Annotated in this window: 15 protein-coding genes; 9 read left to right on the forward strand and 6 right to left on the reverse strand. The window is 59.1% G+C overall.

Features of this window, described 5'->3' with window-relative positions; genetic code table 11:
- Nucleotides 1–128 precede the first annotated feature (128 nt).
- The 7 genes from tssF (at nt 129) to D9M09_RS16595 (ending at nt 9,395) form a co-directional block, all read left to right on the forward strand.
- The gene (gene tssF / locus D9M09_RS16560) at nt 129–1,934 is read left to right on the forward strand and encodes a type VI secretion system baseplate subunit TssF (RefSeq protein WP_121669907.1); all 1,806 of its coding nucleotides are present in this window, start codon (nt 129–131) and stop codon (nt 1,932–1,934) included.
- Nucleotides 1,934–2,923: a type VI secretion system baseplate subunit TssG gene (gene tssG / locus D9M09_RS16565; RefSeq protein WP_162995730.1), complete on the forward strand. Its 990-nt coding sequence runs from the start codon at nt 1,934–1,936 to the stop codon at nt 2,921–2,923. Before tssF ends, tssG begins: the two co-directional genes overlap by 1 nt.
- A 28-nt stretch (nt 2,924–2,951) precedes the next feature.
- Nucleotides 2,952–3,206, forward strand: a complete 255-nt coding sequence (locus D9M09_RS16570; RefSeq protein ID WP_121669909.1) for a PAAR domain-containing protein — start codon at nt 2,952–2,954, stop codon at nt 3,204–3,206.
- A gap of 12 nt (nt 3,207–3,218) precedes the next feature.
- Nucleotides 3,219–5,816 carry a type VI secretion system Vgr family protein gene (locus D9M09_RS16575; protein WP_121669910.1) on the forward strand — a complete coding sequence of 866 codons (2,598 nt, stop codon included), beginning with the start codon at nt 3,219–3,221 and terminating at the stop codon, nt 5,814–5,816.
- Nucleotides 5,813–7,735: an esterase/lipase family protein gene (locus D9M09_RS16580; protein WP_121669911.1), complete on the forward strand. Its 1,923-nt coding sequence runs from the start codon at nt 5,813–5,815 to the stop codon at nt 7,733–7,735. Before D9M09_RS16575 ends, D9M09_RS16580 begins: the two co-directional genes overlap by 4 nt.
- Before the next feature lie 89 nt (nt 7,736–7,824).
- The gene (locus D9M09_RS29730; protein WP_240453399.1) at nt 7,825–8,844 is read left to right on the forward strand and encodes a T6SS immunity protein Tli4 family protein; all 1,020 of its coding nucleotides are present in this window, start codon (nt 7,825–7,827) and stop codon (nt 8,842–8,844) included.
- Nucleotides 8,845–8,915: 71 nt separating this feature from the next.
- Nucleotides 8,916–9,395, forward strand: coding sequence for a GNAT family N-acetyltransferase (locus D9M09_RS16595; protein WP_121669913.1), 480 nt, complete (start codon nt 8,916–8,918; stop codon nt 9,393–9,395).
- 4 nt (nt 9,396–9,399) lie between these two features.
- Here the strand turns inward: D9M09_RS16595 and D9M09_RS29105 are convergent, their stop codons facing one another.
- From D9M09_RS29105 to D9M09_RS16620, 6 genes are all read right to left on the reverse strand, one after another.
- A complete protein-coding gene (locus tag D9M09_RS29105; RefSeq protein ID WP_139143560.1) occupies nt 9,400–9,588 on the reverse strand; it encodes a hypothetical protein in 189 nt (62 codons plus the stop codon).
- A complete protein-coding gene (locus D9M09_RS16600; protein WP_121669914.1) occupies nt 9,566–9,943 on the reverse strand; it encodes a DUF2750 domain-containing protein in 378 nt (125 codons plus the stop codon). Before D9M09_RS16600 ends, D9M09_RS29105 begins: the two co-directional genes overlap by 23 nt.
- Nucleotides 9,933–10,217, reverse strand: coding sequence for a hypothetical protein (locus tag D9M09_RS16605; RefSeq protein WP_121669915.1), 285 nt, complete (start codon nt 10,215–10,217; stop codon nt 9,933–9,935). The genes D9M09_RS16600 and D9M09_RS16605 overlap by 11 nt, the downstream gene beginning before the upstream one ends.
- A 1-nt stretch (nt 10,218) precedes the next feature.
- Nucleotides 10,219–10,608 carry an Imm1 family immunity protein gene (locus D9M09_RS16610; protein ID WP_121669916.1) on the reverse strand — a complete coding sequence of 130 codons (390 nt, stop codon included), beginning with the start codon at nt 10,606–10,608 and terminating at the stop codon, nt 10,219–10,221.
- The gene (locus D9M09_RS16615; RefSeq protein WP_121669917.1) at nt 10,605–12,245 is read right to left on the reverse strand and encodes a SulP family inorganic anion transporter; all 1,641 of its coding nucleotides are present in this window, start codon (nt 12,243–12,245) and stop codon (nt 10,605–10,607) included. Before D9M09_RS16615 ends, D9M09_RS16610 begins: the two co-directional genes overlap by 4 nt.
- 67 nt (nt 12,246–12,312) lie before the next feature.
- Nucleotides 12,313–12,894: a TetR/AcrR family transcriptional regulator gene (locus D9M09_RS16620; RefSeq protein ID WP_121669918.1), complete on the reverse strand. Its 582-nt coding sequence runs from the start codon at nt 12,892–12,894 to the stop codon at nt 12,313–12,315.
- Nucleotides 12,895–13,022: 128 nt separating this feature from the next.
- Between D9M09_RS16620 and D9M09_RS16625 the strand changes: the two genes are divergently transcribed.
- Complete coding sequence (locus D9M09_RS16625; RefSeq protein ID WP_121669919.1) at nt 13,023–14,000, forward strand: SDR family oxidoreductase; 978 nt, start codon at nt 13,023–13,025, stop codon at nt 13,998–14,000.
- 3 nt (nt 14,001–14,003) lie between these two features.
- A complete protein-coding gene (locus D9M09_RS16630) occupies nt 14,004–14,879 on the forward strand; it encodes a Ku protein (protein WP_121669920.1) in 876 nt (291 codons plus the stop codon).
- The last annotated feature ends 62 nt before the right edge of the window (nt 14,880–14,941 follow it).

Below are 14,941 nucleotides of genomic sequence, written 5' to 3' on the forward strand. Positions count from 1 at the left end.
ATGTTGCCAGCGTGGAAGTCCTTGATGTTGCGCAGTAACCCTGTTCAATTATTTGCGCAAACGCAATTTTCCTTGGAGCAAACGCTCGGATACTGGCCATTCCGCCGCGAAGACACAGGAAAAGAAAGATGGAAGACTTGCTGCCGTATTTCGAACGCGAGCTGGTGATGCTGCGGCGACATTGCCGTGAGTTTGCCGAGCGCTATCCGAGAATCGCCGGCAAATTGCATATGTCCGGCGAATCTTGCGAAGATCCGCACGTGGAACACTTGATCGAATCGGTGGCCATGCTGGCGGCACGCATCTCAAAACGGCTCGATGACGACTATCCGCAATTTACCGAAGCCTTGTTCGAAGCCCTGTTCCCGCATTACCTGCGTCCCTTTCCATCCTGCAGCATCGTGCGCCAGTGCGCCCCGGCGGCGGGAGCGGGTGCTTTGCAGCTGCCTGCCGGCAGTGAAATGGATACAGCGCCCGTGCGTGGCGTACGCTGCCGTTTCAAGACGGCCTACGATATGACGACCGGCGCATCGGTACTGGACAGCGCCGTTTTCGATGCGATGATCAAGGCGCCACCGGGCCTACGCCTGCCAGCATCGGCCAGCTCCTCGCTGAACATCGGCATCCGGCATCCCGGTGCGGCGCCCGCGTCGCTGCGCGTTTTCATCGATGGCGAGGCTTCTTTTTCCGCCGCATTGCGCGATGCCTTGTTCATGCATACCGTCTGTGCTTTTGTGTCGACCGACGCGGCGCAATGGACGGCCTTGCCCGCCGTCCCTTTGGCCCCCGTCGGCTTCGCCGACGCGGATGCCTTGATACCTTTTGGCGCCCGTTCGCAGCCGGCATACCGCATCCTGAGCGAGTATTTTGCGTATCCGGAAAAATTCAATTTCTTTGACATCGATATCGCGGCGCTGAGTGCCGCCTTGCCGCTTGCTTGCCAGCGCTTCACCCTGCATCTGTGCATGGCCGGTTTGCGACCCGATTCCGCGACGGCGCGCATGTTGTCCAGCATTTCCAGCGAAAACTTGAAGCTGGGCTGCAGTCCGGCGGTCAATCTCTTCCGCCAGGAGGGCGTGCCGATCTCCGTCACCCGGCAGAAAACCGACTATCCCGTGCTGGCCCATGCCACCCATGCGCATGGCTACGAAGTCGTTTCCATCGACTCCGTGCGTTTGCTGCGCCAACGCGGCGGCGAAAGCACGCTGACCGAATTCCGCCCGCTGTACAGCCTGCGGCATGGCGAGGGTACGGCGCAACAAGGCCATTACTGGATCATGCGCCACGATACGGCGTTGGCCATCAAAAGCCCTGGTCATGAAAAGAAAATCACGCTGATCGACAGCGACTTCAATCCCCTGATCCATGAAAAGGCCAGCTTGTCGCTGTCGCTGACATGCAGCAACCGCGATCTTCCCCTTGCACTCAAATACGGCCAGCCGCAAGGAGACTTGCAACCGTGCGCTGGCGGACCCGCGCTGCACATGCTGCGACGCCCCAGCCAGCCGCGACGCTTTTCGCCAGGCGCAGGTCTGCACTGGCGCCTGATTTCGCATCTGGCGCTGAATCATCACGCACTGGTCCAGGAGGGACTGCCGGCGCTGCGCGAAATGCTGACGCTGTACGACCTGTCCCAATCGGCAAGTTCGCAACGCCAGATAGGCGGCATCGTCGCGCTGGCGCACTCGCCAACCACGACATGGCTGCGGCACAGGCGCGGCACCTCGCTGGCGCATGGCGTGGAAGTGCGCATCACGCTGGACGAAGAAGCCTTTATCGGCAGCGGCATGCACCTGTTTGTGCAGGTGATCGACCACTTTCTTGGCCTGTATGTGCAAATCAACAGTTTCATCGAGCTGGTGGTGCTGTCACTGCAAAGCGGAGAGGAGCTGATCCGATGCAAACCAAGAAGCGGATTGCAGAATCTGGTGTAATGCAACACTTGCTCGCCGAGCCTTACCGCTACCAGTTCGTGCAGGCGGTGCGTATTCTGCTGTGCTGGCTACGTCAGCAGAACGTGTCCCATGCACAAGCCTTCAGCCAGGTGTTGCGCTTCAAGAACAGCCTGTCCTTGAACTTTCCAGCCAGCGAAATCGAGCAGCTCTCGCTCGACGAGCATGAACAACTGATCCTGACACCGACTTTCATGCGTTTTCTGGGCGCCAGCGGCACCTTACCCTTGCATCACTCGGAACGCATCGCCGCCTGCCGCCTGTCGAGCAAGGATGCCGGCGTCTCGGCCTTCCTCGATATCTTTTCACACCGCATGGTCTCGCTGTATTGCCAGGCATGGGAAAAATATCGCCTGGAGTCCGCACGCGAGACCCATGCAAAAGATGCGCAACTGCCCTTGCTGACGGCACTCGCTGGCGTACCGCGCGATGCGCTGCCATCGAACGGCGAGGCCGGCGCCGTGACGCAGGACGTCGCAGCCTGGTACGCTGGCCTGCTGCGCTGCCGCCCCGTTTCAGCTCAGGCGATAGGTCCCGTGCTGGCCGAATACTGCGGCGTACCCGTCACCCTGCAACAATTTGTCGGGGGCTGGGACTATCTGGAAAAAAACCGGCGCAGCCTGCTGGGCAGTGTCAACTTCGTTCTGGCGCGCGGCGCAACGCTTGGTCTGCGGCTGTGGCGCCAGGACATGCGCGTCTGCCTGCATATCGGCCCGCTGGATACTGCCGGCCTGCAACGCTTCCTGCCGCACAGCGCAGGTGCGGCGGCACTGGCAAAGATGCTGGCGCTGTTTGGCGTGCCGGATGTGCAATACGAAGTGCGGCTGATACTGAGTCCGCCGTGCATCCGGCCCCTGCTCCTGAGTTCCAACCCTTCAGAAAGAAGGCGCCTCGGCTGGACGACGTTCTTGCAGACGGCACAAGGCAAGGTACACGGCGCGCAGGTGCGTTATTTGCTGCAACTGGCTTGAGCAGTTTATCCCTGAAAGCGAGGCAAGCATGAAACATGCGGGACGCGGCGTCATCCGGCTAGGAGACGCAACCGATCACGGCGGCAAGGTCACCAGTGCATCGTCGGGCAGCACCGTGATGGGGAAGACGGCGGCGCTGGCCGACGACATGACTTTCTGTCCCAAGTGCAAGGGCAGCTTTCCCATCACGCCAGACGGCGCCGGCGCAAAGCACAGGGGCAAGCCGTACGCCTATGACGGCGATGCCACCGCCTGCGGCGCCCGCCTGATCACATCGCTATAACGGAGGCTGTCCATGCATGCAAGCATACAGGCGGCGTTATCGGCCTTCGACCTCGCCGCGCAAGAGCGGCGCCTGCTGAAAATCGACTTCCCCCATGACGATGGGCCGGCCGGCGCCATCCTGCTGGTCAATTCGCTGACCGCCAGGGAAGAAGTATCGCGCGACTTCCGTTTCGAAACCGAGCTGCTGTCGGACGACGCGCACATCGCGCTCAAGGCCATGCTGGGCCGCATGGTCACCATTTCCATGGTGCGCGACGATGGCACGCTGCGCCACTTTAACGGCTATGTGGGCGAATTTTGCCTGCTGCGCGCCGACGGCGGCTTCGCCTGGTACCGGATGGTGCTGCAACCGTGGCTGGCCTTTGCCCGGCTGCGCCAGGACAACGTCTCCTTTCATGGCCAAAGCGTCATGCAGCTGACCGAAACAACGTTTGCGCATTACGAGCAGCGCGACTGGAAAACCAGCATCCATGGCGACGATCCACAGATCACCTGCGCCAACCAGCACAATGAAACCGACTACAACCACCTGCACCGGCGCTGGGAAGCGCTCGGCTGGCATTACTGGTACGAGCACCGTGCCGATGGCCATACCTTGTGGCTCGCGGACAACAGCACCCTGGCGGACATGATCGCCACAGCATCCGGCGACGGCGCCATGCGTTTCCACGCCGAGTCGGGTTCCCTGGAAGACGATGGCCTGCAACAATGGCAAGCCGTGCGCAGGATCGGCTCCGGGCAGCTGACCTTGGCCAGTTTCGACTATAAAAATCCGCAGCCACGCCTTGCCAGCGGCTACTCGCTGAATCGCCAGGGCGACGTATTTGCCCACGAGTTGTATGAAGATACGGGCGCCTATGGCTACAGCAATGTCGATGACGGGGAGTCCCTGGCACAGCGCCGCATGGAAGAAAGCGACCATCTGCGCCAGTATTTCGAGGCGGCAGGCAATCACCGTGGCGCGCAGCCCGGCCTTTGTTTCCGGCTCGATGGACATTTCAGCGCCGAGGAAAAGCGCTATCAGCCTGGCCAGGAACGCCCGGACAGTATTGCCGAACGCGAATACCTGATCCTGTCAGCCGAGCATATCGCCAGCAACAATTATCAAGCGGGGCCCAGCGCGCCATCGGATTATGCGAACACGCTGGTGTGCGTGCGGCGGGACATCCGCTGGCGCCCGGGGCGCGGCTACAACAGCACGCCGTGCGTGGTTGCCGGCGTGCAGACGGCACTGGTGGTCGGGCCGGCCGGGGAAGAAATCCATACCGATGCCCTGGGACGCATCCGCCTGCAATTTCACTGGGACCGCCTGGGCAAATTCGATGAACGCAGCTCGCCATGGATACGGGTCATGATGCCGATGGCGGGACCGCAAATGGGACAGATCGCCTTGCCCCGCGTGGGACAGGAAGTGGTGGTGCAATTTCAGGACGGCAATATCGACCATCCCATCGTCATCGGCGTGGTCTACAACAGCGCCAATCCGCCGCCATGGCAATTGCCGCAGCAACGCGCCCTGTCCGGCGTGCGCAGCCGCGAACTGGGCGCCCGCAGTGCCAACCACCTGGTACTCGACGATACCAAGGGCGCGATCCAGGCACAGCTGCGCAGCGAGCACCAGGATAGCCGGCTGTCATTGGGCAACATCACCCGCATCGACGACAATGCCGGGCGCAAGGAAGCGCGCGGCGCGGGCTTTGAATTGGCCAGCAATGCCTGGGGCGCCCTGCGCGCCGCCAAAGGCATGCTGATCACCACGGAAACATCAGCAGGAACGGGATCGGTCAAACAGCTCGACGAAACACAGTCCCGTCTGGCGCAGGCACGCCAACTGCATGAGGGACTGGCCGGCATGGCCGTCGATGCGGGCGCGCAGGACAGTACCGCACAGCAAGGCGCCGTGGCCGACGCCATCCAACGGCAAAACGCCGCCATCAAGGGCAGCGGCGGCGATTTCCCGGAATTATCGGAACCACATCTGGTGCTGGCCAGCCCGGCCGGCATCGAGCTGAGCACGGCCCAGTCCATCCACCTGGCCGCCAGCGAGCATGTGGCACTCAGCAGCAGCAAGCATATTTCACTCGCCAGCGGCGACAGCATGTTTGCCAGCATCGCCAGGAGCTTCAGCCTGTTCGTGCACAAGGCCGGCATGAAACTGATCGCCGCCAGCGGCAAGGTGTCCATCGAAGCGCACAGCGACGAGGTCGAAGTCATTGCGAGGAAAGTGCTGTCGCTGATCAGCGAAGCGGACTGGGTCAACATCAAGGGCAAGAAAGGCGTGCGCCTGCACGGCGCCAGCCACATGCTGGAAATCAGCGACAAGGTGCAGTTCTTCACCTCCTCCCCCGTGCTCTTCAACGGCAACCTGGAGACCCTGGCGCCGAAGAGCGTGTCGCAGGAATTCAATGAGAGGCCAGTAGCGCGTTTTGATCAGGCCGTTCGACTGTTGCAAGTCGATGGCACACCCGCTCCCGATATAGCTTTTGAGTTAATACGCGAAGATGGCCACAGAATCAGTGAAAAGAGTAGCAGTGACGGACACACCCCAGTACAGAAAGGAGACGGCATGGATAGCTACACAATACGCTATAAGGGAGAACTTCCATGAATGACGATACGGATCTGAATGAACACGGCAATCACCAAGGCGAGTTTCGGCAGACTGTTGGCGGATGGGCTGAGTACACAGTCAATATGACTGAAATAAACGACACGATTCGTCATGACGTAACCATTCCTCCTGGGAAAATAATTCCTATCATCTTTTTACCAGGCGTGATGGGTAGTAATTTACGCATGAGCAAGGTACGTCAGAAAGAGCTGGACAAAAGCGATAACATCTCCTGGAGGCCAGATGACATGATGAGCGTGGCCGGAAAATGGAGTGTCGTAGAAGGTTATGGCATCGGTGGATGGTATAAAAATGCATCACCGAGAGATCGACAGATGGCCCTCGACCCAAATGAAACCGAGGTCGAATATTATATTTACAGCACAAATCAAGGAAGATTTGAACCAAGTGGCAACATCACAGGACTTTCCGATTTTCGTCACACCAACATTCCACATGATTTTGCTGGAGTGCCGCCATTGATTGCCATTAGTCCAAGAAAAATAAAAGAGAATGCAAAGTACAACATTCCAGGAATAGTAGATACCTCCTTACCCCCAGCCTTGCGTGAAACACCAGCACAAATTGCACGTTGGCGCGGCTGGAGCGAGATACTTTTTATTGGGGCTTATGGTGAAATGCTAAAGACTGCGGAATTTTTCATGAATAACATTGTCAGAGACAAAAATATTCTTCCCCATTGGCAGATAAGAGATATTCACTCCAAGAAAAATCAAGGTCCATATCCTGAAATTTCAAAATTAGTGCTACAAGCACCCAGCGCCTTCGGTGCCACATCGGGTACTGCAATTACAGAGACTGATCTAAAAAAAATATCTCCATGCTGGTATCCTGTTCACGCCATGGGCTACAACTTCTTGCAGAGCAATGCTATCTCCGCCGGCGTCATCGCTGAGCGGATACGTGGACTTGTCAAAGGCTATGTGGGCTGCGGATTCAAATGCGAAGAGGTCATTCTCGTCACACATAGCATGGGAGGTCTGCTTGCACGCACCTTAATGCATCCAAGTTATGGAAATCTTGTTAACGACAAGGAAGTAAAAGTACTTGGCGTCTATCATAACGTCATGCCGTCGATAGGTGCCGCAAGCGCCTATAAACGTATGCGCTTCGGTTTTCTGGAAAAATCTGGCCCATTCAATAAAAAGACGGCACAAGTTCTGGGAATTGACGGAGAGCATGCAACTGCAATGGTAGCAAATGCTCCAGCTGCATTGGAAATGATGCCGAGCGTTGCCTACGGCGCGAATTGGCTCAAAGTCGTGGACGACAAAGATCGAATTTTATGGAGCTGGCCGCAAGAAGGTCAGAACGCACTCGATAGCATTTATCTACGACCAAGCAGTAATTGGTGGCGCCTTATTAATCCAATGTGGGTGAATCCAGCAAACATTTCCCATGAAAAAGGTGGCGGACTAAAAAATGTAACCCAGCGAATAAAAGATGCTTTTGCATTTTCACAGTCCATCGAAAAATACTTCCACAAACAAACATACGCTAGTTACTGCGAATCAAAAGACTACCTGTCTTATGGCGAGGTAATCTTCAAAGTTACTGACGGCATGGGCGGTGGACTGACAGATTTTTTTAAGAAATTTACGCCTCCTCATGCAGAGAAATGGAAACTAATCAACGATGATGCAAAAGGAATCCTAACCGTTCAAACTGGATCACGCATACTAAAACTCAAGTTGCAGCCTGCAAAAGAGCTTGGAGATGAAACAGTTCCAGCAATCCGGTCTGCCCGCCATATTACAGGAAATATTTTTCGTCATGGATTAGCAGATGGTAGCGGCTATGAACACCAAAATAGTTACTTGAACAAAAACGTGCTTGCATCTATGCTTTACTCCATAATTCAAATCGCAAAATTAGCAAATTGGGATAAAAAATGAAATCAATTTTTATTAAATATATTTTAATAATTTTCATATTTCTCCCCATAATTGCTTGCACAAAAAATTCTATGATTAAGGAGGAAATTATGACAAAAAAAACGAAATTGAATGGGCGATTAGAAAAAATGTTTTCAAAAACTAAATTATTATGTTTCGGCCGCTATGCTTTGGAAGTTCCAGTCGAATCAAAACTTATTATTGGAAGCAATACTATTGACGTGGAAAAAATAACAATAAATAATTTACATTTTAAAATAGAAAAAGACATAGAAGAAATTTTTAAAAAAAATAAGAGCGCAGAAATCACATACAACCTTGAAGGCCCAATTAAAAATAGTTGGCAATTGCGCTATTACAATAGCATTCATGCAAAGGAAATGAAATTTCTATTTTTTAAAACTTATATTACAAAAGGAGATTTTACATTTATTGCTGGAGATGCTGTAGATGTGGATATCGGGGAACGAGAAGAAGAAATTGCTCGCCGACAGCTGCTTCTCGCAAAAAACATACGGCTGCGTGATACGGACGAAATTCCTTCAGATCCTGGGGTTTGCTTCGAACATGGCTTCCTGGCAGAAAATTTATATAAAGAGCAAGAGATTGACAACGTCGGAATTCATTTCCCAAGTATCCCTGATATAACTTTTTCGGTGAGTTCTAATAAGGATGCATACGGCGATTACTCTTCAGAAGAATTTGAGAAGCGACTGCGTAGCGAATTATCTTTGCTCAACCGCATACAGAGTGCAAAAGACATACAGGGGGCGACTTATCCCAAGCGGAACTTGTTACGCGAAGGGAAGCGGGACGTTCAGCATTGGAAGGGGGAAGAGTCACTCATCCTGCGCCCTGATGGAGTACATGATTTTGAATGGGCATTGGTAGGCAAACCGAAAGACATCGCAAATCCATCTGTGCTGGAAGTCAAGATGTACACCAAAGTCGCCCACAACATGGTCGGCGCAGCCGAAGCCGCGTCGCTGACGGACGAAGAGGCCATCGCCTTGTGGGACAAGCTGCTCTCCGGCCTGAAGTTCCGGGTGAAAGTGCCGGGTGCGCCGCCGGGTTCGTATTACATCGATCCGGACAAGCCGGCGCAGTGACAATTGACAAACTCATGCTGGCGCCGTGCAAGCCATTGCGCTAGCATGCTCCTTTTGCCCGGAAAGCCCCCATGCCCATCACCCTGCGCCCCGCCCTGCCCTCCGACATCGACGCCCTGTGGGCCCTGCGCACGGTGGCCGTGCGCGTCAGTTGCGCCACGCACTATGCGCCGGAACAAATTGATGTTTGGACCGCCTCGCCCGTGCCGGCATCGTATGGCGCCATGCTGGCTGCCGGTGGCGGCATCGTGGCCATGCAGGACGAGGCCATCGCCGGCTACGCCATGCTCGATGCGGACAAGCAGGAAGTCGATGCCGTCTTCGTCGATCCCGCGCGCGCGGGTCTGGGTATCGGCAAGCGGCTGCTGGCGGCGCTGGAGCAGCTGGCGCGCCAGCGCGGCATTGCCCATTTGCACCTGTCCGCGTCGCTCAATGCGGAGCCGTTTTATCGGGCCGCCGGTTTTGTTGCCTTGCGCGCGGAATCGTATGCGCATCCGAGCGGCATCAGCCTGGCCAGCGTGGCGATGGAAAAGGCGCTGGCGGCCGCCTGAACCTTTAGTCCGGCACCGCTCCTGCCTCGGACTCGGCCAGGCATTGCTGCAGCTTCGCGATCAGGGCGCGCACTTCGTCGTCGCCCAGGTCCAGCGGATCGCCGTGCGCACCGACGGCGATCAGGCAGATGGCCGAGCCGTCGTACCAAGCGTCCAGGCGATCCTGGCCCTCATTCATATTGCTCTGACTCATATTGCAAATCCCTCCGTAAATCGTCCGGCGCCGCGATGCTGGCGCGGCCCTGCGGCACGGGAAAGACGGACGCCAGCTGGCCGTTGCCCGCCATGCCTGGCAGCCATTTATGCAAAAAATCGCCCAGCGCGATGGCGCGCGGCTGGAAATGTCCCCACTCGCCGCCGGCACACGCTTGCGCGTATGCCGCTTCCGGCCAGAATGGAATCGCCACCTTGCCGTCGGCTTGCGCCGTGGCCCAGCCGTCGTGGTGCAAACCCCACACTTCTTGCGTATCGGCTACCTTGCGCACAAAATAGCCATGGCGTTCGGCGGACGGCAGGCCCATCACCTGCTTGAACTTTTCAGGATGCACGGTTTCCCCCTGCCTCGTCCCATACCCGCAGCTGCGGCGTGCACCAGCCCGTCACCAGGTCGAGGGCATCCAGTATCACGTCTTCCCGCGCCTCATCCTGCGTGCCGTCCTGCGCAGACGCGCGCAATTCCTGCAGCAAGCCGGCCACTTGCGCCGCCGTCACACCGCTGGCCTTGTAGCGCAGCAGGATGGCGCGCAGCGTCAATAAACCTGCCCCGGACTCCAGCGCGGCGAGCAGGTCTCTGTCGATCTCGGCGATGATGGTGTGCGGCATGTCAATCCGCCTCCCACGCGATGGCGGCCGGCCGCGCGCCGCCCGTCCTGAAAAAATCGACGAAGGCGCGCTGGCAGTGTTCCACGTCCACGCACCAGGCTTCCGGATACTCATCCACCTGGCCATTGGCCAGCAGATAGCTGCAACCGCCGTCTGCCTCCTCGTCGCCCAGCGAGTGAAAACTCAAGTCTTCCTGGCCCGACAGATACATCAGCCAGGCATTGCCGCCATTGCGCAGCATGCACAGGGCCGGGCCCTGCTCCGCATCGCTCGCCATGGTCAGCCACAGCTCGCACTGGGCCAGGGCGCGCGCTTTCATCAGCGCCTGTTCCAGCGCAGCGATGGTGTCGACGGCGCGCGCCTCCCCATGCAGATTCAATTCCATCGTCATGTTGTGCTCCCGCTCAAATCGTTCGTCGCCAGCGCCGTGCTCAAGTACAGCTTGCCGCTGAGGTCCTTCAATAAACTGCTCTGGCGCAAACGGTCCATCACGGGGCCCTTCACCTCGGCCAGGTTCAGGCTAATGCCGCGCTTGGCCAGCGTGCTGTTGAGCTCGATCAAGCCCAGCAAGGCGGTGCTGTCGATCTGGTTGACGGCCGACAGCACCAGCACCAGATGGCGCGCCGTCGGGTGGCCGCGCAGCTCGTCTTCCACGCGCTCCGTGACGGCTTCCACGTTGCCAAAGAACAGGCCCGCATCGATGCGCAGCAGCAAGACGTCGGGCAAGGTCTGCGCCTCGTAGCGCTCCACGTTGCGGAAGTGCTCGCTATTCGGAATACGCCCCAGCACCGCGATATGCGGGCGGCTGGCGCGCCAGATCAGGGTGCCCATCGACAGCAGCACGCCGATCACCACGCCCGCTTCCACGCCCAGCACCAGCACGCCGGCCGTCGTCGCCAGCAGGGCCAGCGCATCGCTGCGGTCGTAGCGCCACGACAATTTCAAGGTATCCCAGTCCAGCAAGCTGCTGACGGCAAAGATGATGGTGGCGGCCAGCACGGGCAGCGGCAGCAGGGCCAGCCAGCCCGTGGGCGCCACCAGCGCCAGCGCCAGCAGGCTCGCCGTGATGATACTGGCCAGGGGCGTGTTGGCGCCCGCCTGGAAATTGACGGCCGAACGCGAAATCGAGCCCGTGACGGGAAAGCCGCCCGACAGCGCACTGGCCACGTTGGCCGCGCCCAGGCCCAGCAGTTCGCGGTTCGTATGCAGCTTTTCACCGCGCTTTTGCGCCAGGGTCTGGGCGGCGGACATGCTCATCAGAAAGATGATGAAGGCGATCAGGAGCGCCGGCGACAGCAAGGTGCGCCAATGGGCGGCCGAGGTGGCCAGGTTCAGCCCGGGCAAGCCGCTGGGCACGTGGCCCGTCGTCTGCACGCCCATCGCTGCCAGGCCGCCATAGGCGATGAGTGCGATGCCGGCCAGCACCAGCGCCATCGGCGCCAGGCGCGCGCCCACGTCGGCGGCCACCTTGTTCAGCCCGCAGCGCTGCAGCAGGCGCGATGCGTAGCGCTTGGCCAGCCACAGGAACAGCAGGCCGGACAGCCCCAGCACGAGGCTGGGCGTGTGCCAGTGTGGCCAGGTGGCCCCCAGCAGGGGCGTGATCTGGCCCCAGATGATCAGGATCGCCGCGCCGTTGCTGAAACCGCTGATCACGGGACGCGACAAAAAGCTGGCCATGAAGCCCAGCCGCAGCACGCCGCACAGCAGCAGGACCAGGCCGCTGATGAAGGCCAGCTGGGCGGCCAGCACGATGTACAGCGAGGAGCCGGGGTCGGCCAGCGGCGCCAGGGCGGCGGCCGTCATCAGCGAGACGATGGCCATGGGGCCCACCGATTGCGTCATGCTGCTGCCGAACAAGGCGTACAGCACGGGCGGCAAGATGCTGGCGTAGATGCCCACGACGGGCGGCAAACCGGCCACCAAGGCGTAAGCCATGCCTTGCGGCACCATCATCATGGCGACAACGATACCGGCGGTGATGTCTCCGGCCAACAGAGGACGCCGGTATTGCCTGAGCCAGAGCAGCATGGATGATCCCAAAATCTGAAAACCGAAGCCTATCATGCGACGAGGCCGGCTGACAGGGGGAACGCCATCAGTCTGGCAGCAATTGCGCCTTCACGGCATCGAGGATTTCCGCCGACAGCGCTTCGTCATCGACGGAACGGGCCAGCACCATGGCGCCCACCATGGCGGCAAACGTGGCAATGGCCTGCTGGCGCCGCCGCTCCGGCGTACCATCGAGCGCGCCGTCGGGCAGCAAGCCTTCCAGCAGCGCGAACTGCTGCCGCGTGGCTTGCGTAAACGCGGGGCGCGCGCCGGGCGACATGCGCGCCACGTCCGCGCCCATGGCTGCCGCCGGGCAGCCCGTGCCCGGCTGGTCGCGGTGCCGGGTGGTCAGATAACTGTCGATGATGGCCGGCAGCGCCCGCTGCGGGTCGCTGGCAATCTTCGCCCGCCAGCCTTCCAGCGACTTGTTCAAGGCGTGCTGGCACGCCTCGATCATCAAATCTTCCTTGGACGCGAAATGGCCATAGAAGCCGCCATGCGTGAGGCCCGCGTTCTTCATCAGGTCGGCCACGCCGATGCCGTCATAGCCCTTTTCGCGGAACAATCTTGCCGCCACGTCGACGATGCGCTCGCGGTTCAGCGCCGCCTGCTCCCTGCTTACTTTCATGCTGCCCTCCTACATTTATGTCAATCATCATATAACTTTACGCCCGTTTGCGCCACTCTGTTAGCAAGCGCACCGTTTGATGGCGGCGCCGCGCCGATACTGGATCTTCGTTTCCAGGGAGGCCAAGCATGAACGAAAACAAAGACCAGTCCGCCGGCAACTTGCAGCGCGCCATCCAGCAGGAACAGGATGGCCGCGACGCCGTAGCAAAAGGCAAACGGGACAGCAAGCCCCCCGTGCAGACGGGCAGCCGCAGCCAGCCGGCGCCCCCCCTGCCCGCCCAGCACCTGGACAAACCGGGCATCGAGGGGCAAATGCAGTTAAAACCGCGCTTCCTGGCGCCCGATTACTGCGGCAGCGGCAAGCTAGCCGGCATGGTGGCCATCATCACGGGCGGCGATTCGGGCATCGGCCGCGCCGTGGCCGTGCTGTATGCGCGCGAAGGGGCCGATGTCGCCATCATTTACCTGAACGAACACGCGGACGCCAACGAAACGAAGCGCTACGTGGAAGCGGAAGGCCAAAGCTGCCTTTTGATCCCCGGCGACGTGCGCGACCAGGGCTTTTGCCAGCAAGCCGTCAGCCAGGTGCTGGAACGCTTCACGCACATCGACGTGCTGGTGAACAACGCCGCCTTTCAGGAACACGCCGAATCCTTGCTGGAACTGAGCGAAGAGCGCTTCGACCTCACCATGAAAACCAATGTCTACGGCTACTTTCACATGGCCAAGGCCGTGCTGCCCCATTTGCGGCGGGGCGCGTCCATCATCAACACGGGTTCCGTGACGGGCTTGCAGGGCTCGAAACACCTGCTCGACTATTCCACCACCAAGGGCGCCATCCATGCGTTCACCATGGCGCTGGCCGGCAACCTGCTCGACAAGGGTATCCGCGTGAACGCCATCGCGCCCGGCCCCGTCTGGACGCCGCTCAATCCGGCCGACAAGTCGCCCGAGGAGATCGAGAAATTCGGCCAGGACACGGACATGCGCCGCCCGGCCCAGCCCGAGGAACTGTCGCCCGCCTACGTCTTCCTGGCCTCGCCCGCCTGTTCCAGCTACATCAGCGGCATCGTCCTGCCCGTCACCGGCAGCGTGGGAGACTAGCCGATGGCGCGCGCACTCTGGAAAGGCGCCATCAGCTTCGGGCTCGTGCACATTCCCGTCGAGCTGATTTCTGCCAGCCTCGACCACGAACTGGACTTGTCCATGCTGGACCGGCGCGACTTCGCGCCCATCGGCTACAAGCGCTACAACAAGCACACGGGCAAGGAAGTCGAGTGGGACGACATCATCAAGGGCTATGAATACAAGACGGACGAGTACGTGGTGCTGTCCGACGAGGATTTAAGGCAGGCGAACGTGAAGGCCACGCAAACCATCGATATTTTGACCTTTGTCGATGCGGCGGAAGTGCCGCTGACCTTTTACGAGCACCCGTATTACCTGCTGCCCGCCAAGGGCGGCGAGAAAGTCTATGCGCTGCTGCGCGAAACCTTGCGCAAGGCTAACAAAGTGGGTATCGCCAGCGTAGTCATGCGCACCAAGCAGCATTTGTGCGCGCTCGTCTGCGTGGGCGACGCCATCGTGCTCAACACCCTGCGCTACGCTGATGAAATCCGCCCCACGGATGACCTGGACTTGCCCGCCAGCACCCTGAAGGCGGCCGGCATTTCCGACAAGGAACTCAAGATGGCCCTGTCGCTCGTGGAAGGCATGAGCGAAGCGTGGGAACCGGAGCAATACCACGACAGCTACCGCGAAGACGTGCTGGCGCTGGTCAAGAAGAAAATCAAGGCGAAACAGACCAAGACCATCACGCCGCCCGCCCCCGAACCGGAAGAGGAGCACGCCAGCAATGTGATCGACCTGGTCGCCCTGCTGCAGCAAAGCCTGGGCAAGAAGGCGTCCGCGGCGCCGGTCCGCAAGCGGACGGCCGCGTCCCCCGCGCGCAAAACGGCGTCCGCCAGGCGCAAGGCGGCCTGAGGCACGCCCCACGCCACCGAGAATAGTCAATACTATAAATGCATTGACTTTGATCAAGCTTC

Source organism: Janthinobacterium agaricidamnosum (assembly GCF_003667705.1).
GTDB lineage: Bacteria > Pseudomonadota > Gammaproteobacteria > Burkholderiales > Burkholderiaceae_D > Janthinobacterium.

Bases quoted from the DNA above. Each gene is read 5' to 3' on its own strand.
- D9M09_RS16580 (WP_121669911.1), top strand. From the start codon at position 5,813: ATGAATGACGATACGGATCTGAATGAACACGGCAATCACCAAGGCGAG.
- D9M09_RS16615 (WP_121669917.1), bottom strand. From the start codon at position 12,245: ATGCTGCTCTGGCTCAGGCAATACCGGCGTCCTCTGTTGGCCGGAGAC.
- D9M09_RS16610 (WP_121669916.1), bottom strand. From the start codon at position 10,608: ATGACGATGGAATTGAATCTGCATGGGGAGGCGCGCGCCGTCGACACC.
- D9M09_RS29105 (WP_139143560.1), bottom strand. From the start codon at position 9,588: ATGAGTCAGAGCAATATGAATGAGGGCCAGGATCGCCTGGACGCTTGG.
- D9M09_RS16630 (WP_121669920.1), top strand. From the start codon at position 14,004: ATGGCGCGCGCACTCTGGAAAGGCGCCATCAGCTTCGGGCTCGTGCAC.
- D9M09_RS16620 (WP_121669918.1), bottom strand. From the start codon at position 12,894: ATGAAAGTAAGCAGGGAGCAGGCGGCGCTGAACCGCGAGCGCATCGTC.
- D9M09_RS16575 (WP_121669910.1), top strand. From the start codon at position 3,219: ATGCATGCAAGCATACAGGCGGCGTTATCGGCCTTCGACCTCGCCGCG.
- D9M09_RS16570 (WP_121669909.1), top strand. From the start codon at position 2,952: ATGAAACATGCGGGACGCGGCGTCATCCGGCTAGGAGACGCAACCGAT.
- tssG (WP_162995730.1), top strand. From the start codon at position 1,934: ATGCAACACTTGCTCGCCGAGCCTTACCGCTACCAGTTCGTGCAGGCG.
- tssF (WP_121669907.1), top strand. From the start codon at position 129: ATGGAAGACTTGCTGCCGTATTTCGAACGCGAGCTGGTGATGCTGCGG.
- D9M09_RS29730 (WP_240453399.1), top strand. From the start codon at position 7,825: ATGACAAAAAAAACGAAATTGAATGGGCGATTAGAAAAAATGTTTTCA.
- D9M09_RS16625 (WP_121669919.1), top strand. From the start codon at position 13,023: ATGAACGAAAACAAAGACCAGTCCGCCGGCAACTTGCAGCGCGCCATC.
- D9M09_RS16595 (WP_121669913.1), top strand. From the start codon at position 8,916: ATGCCCATCACCCTGCGCCCCGCCCTGCCCTCCGACATCGACGCCCTG.
- D9M09_RS16605 (WP_121669915.1), bottom strand. From the start codon at position 10,217: ATGCCGCACACCATCATCGCCGAGATCGACAGAGACCTGCTCGCCGCG.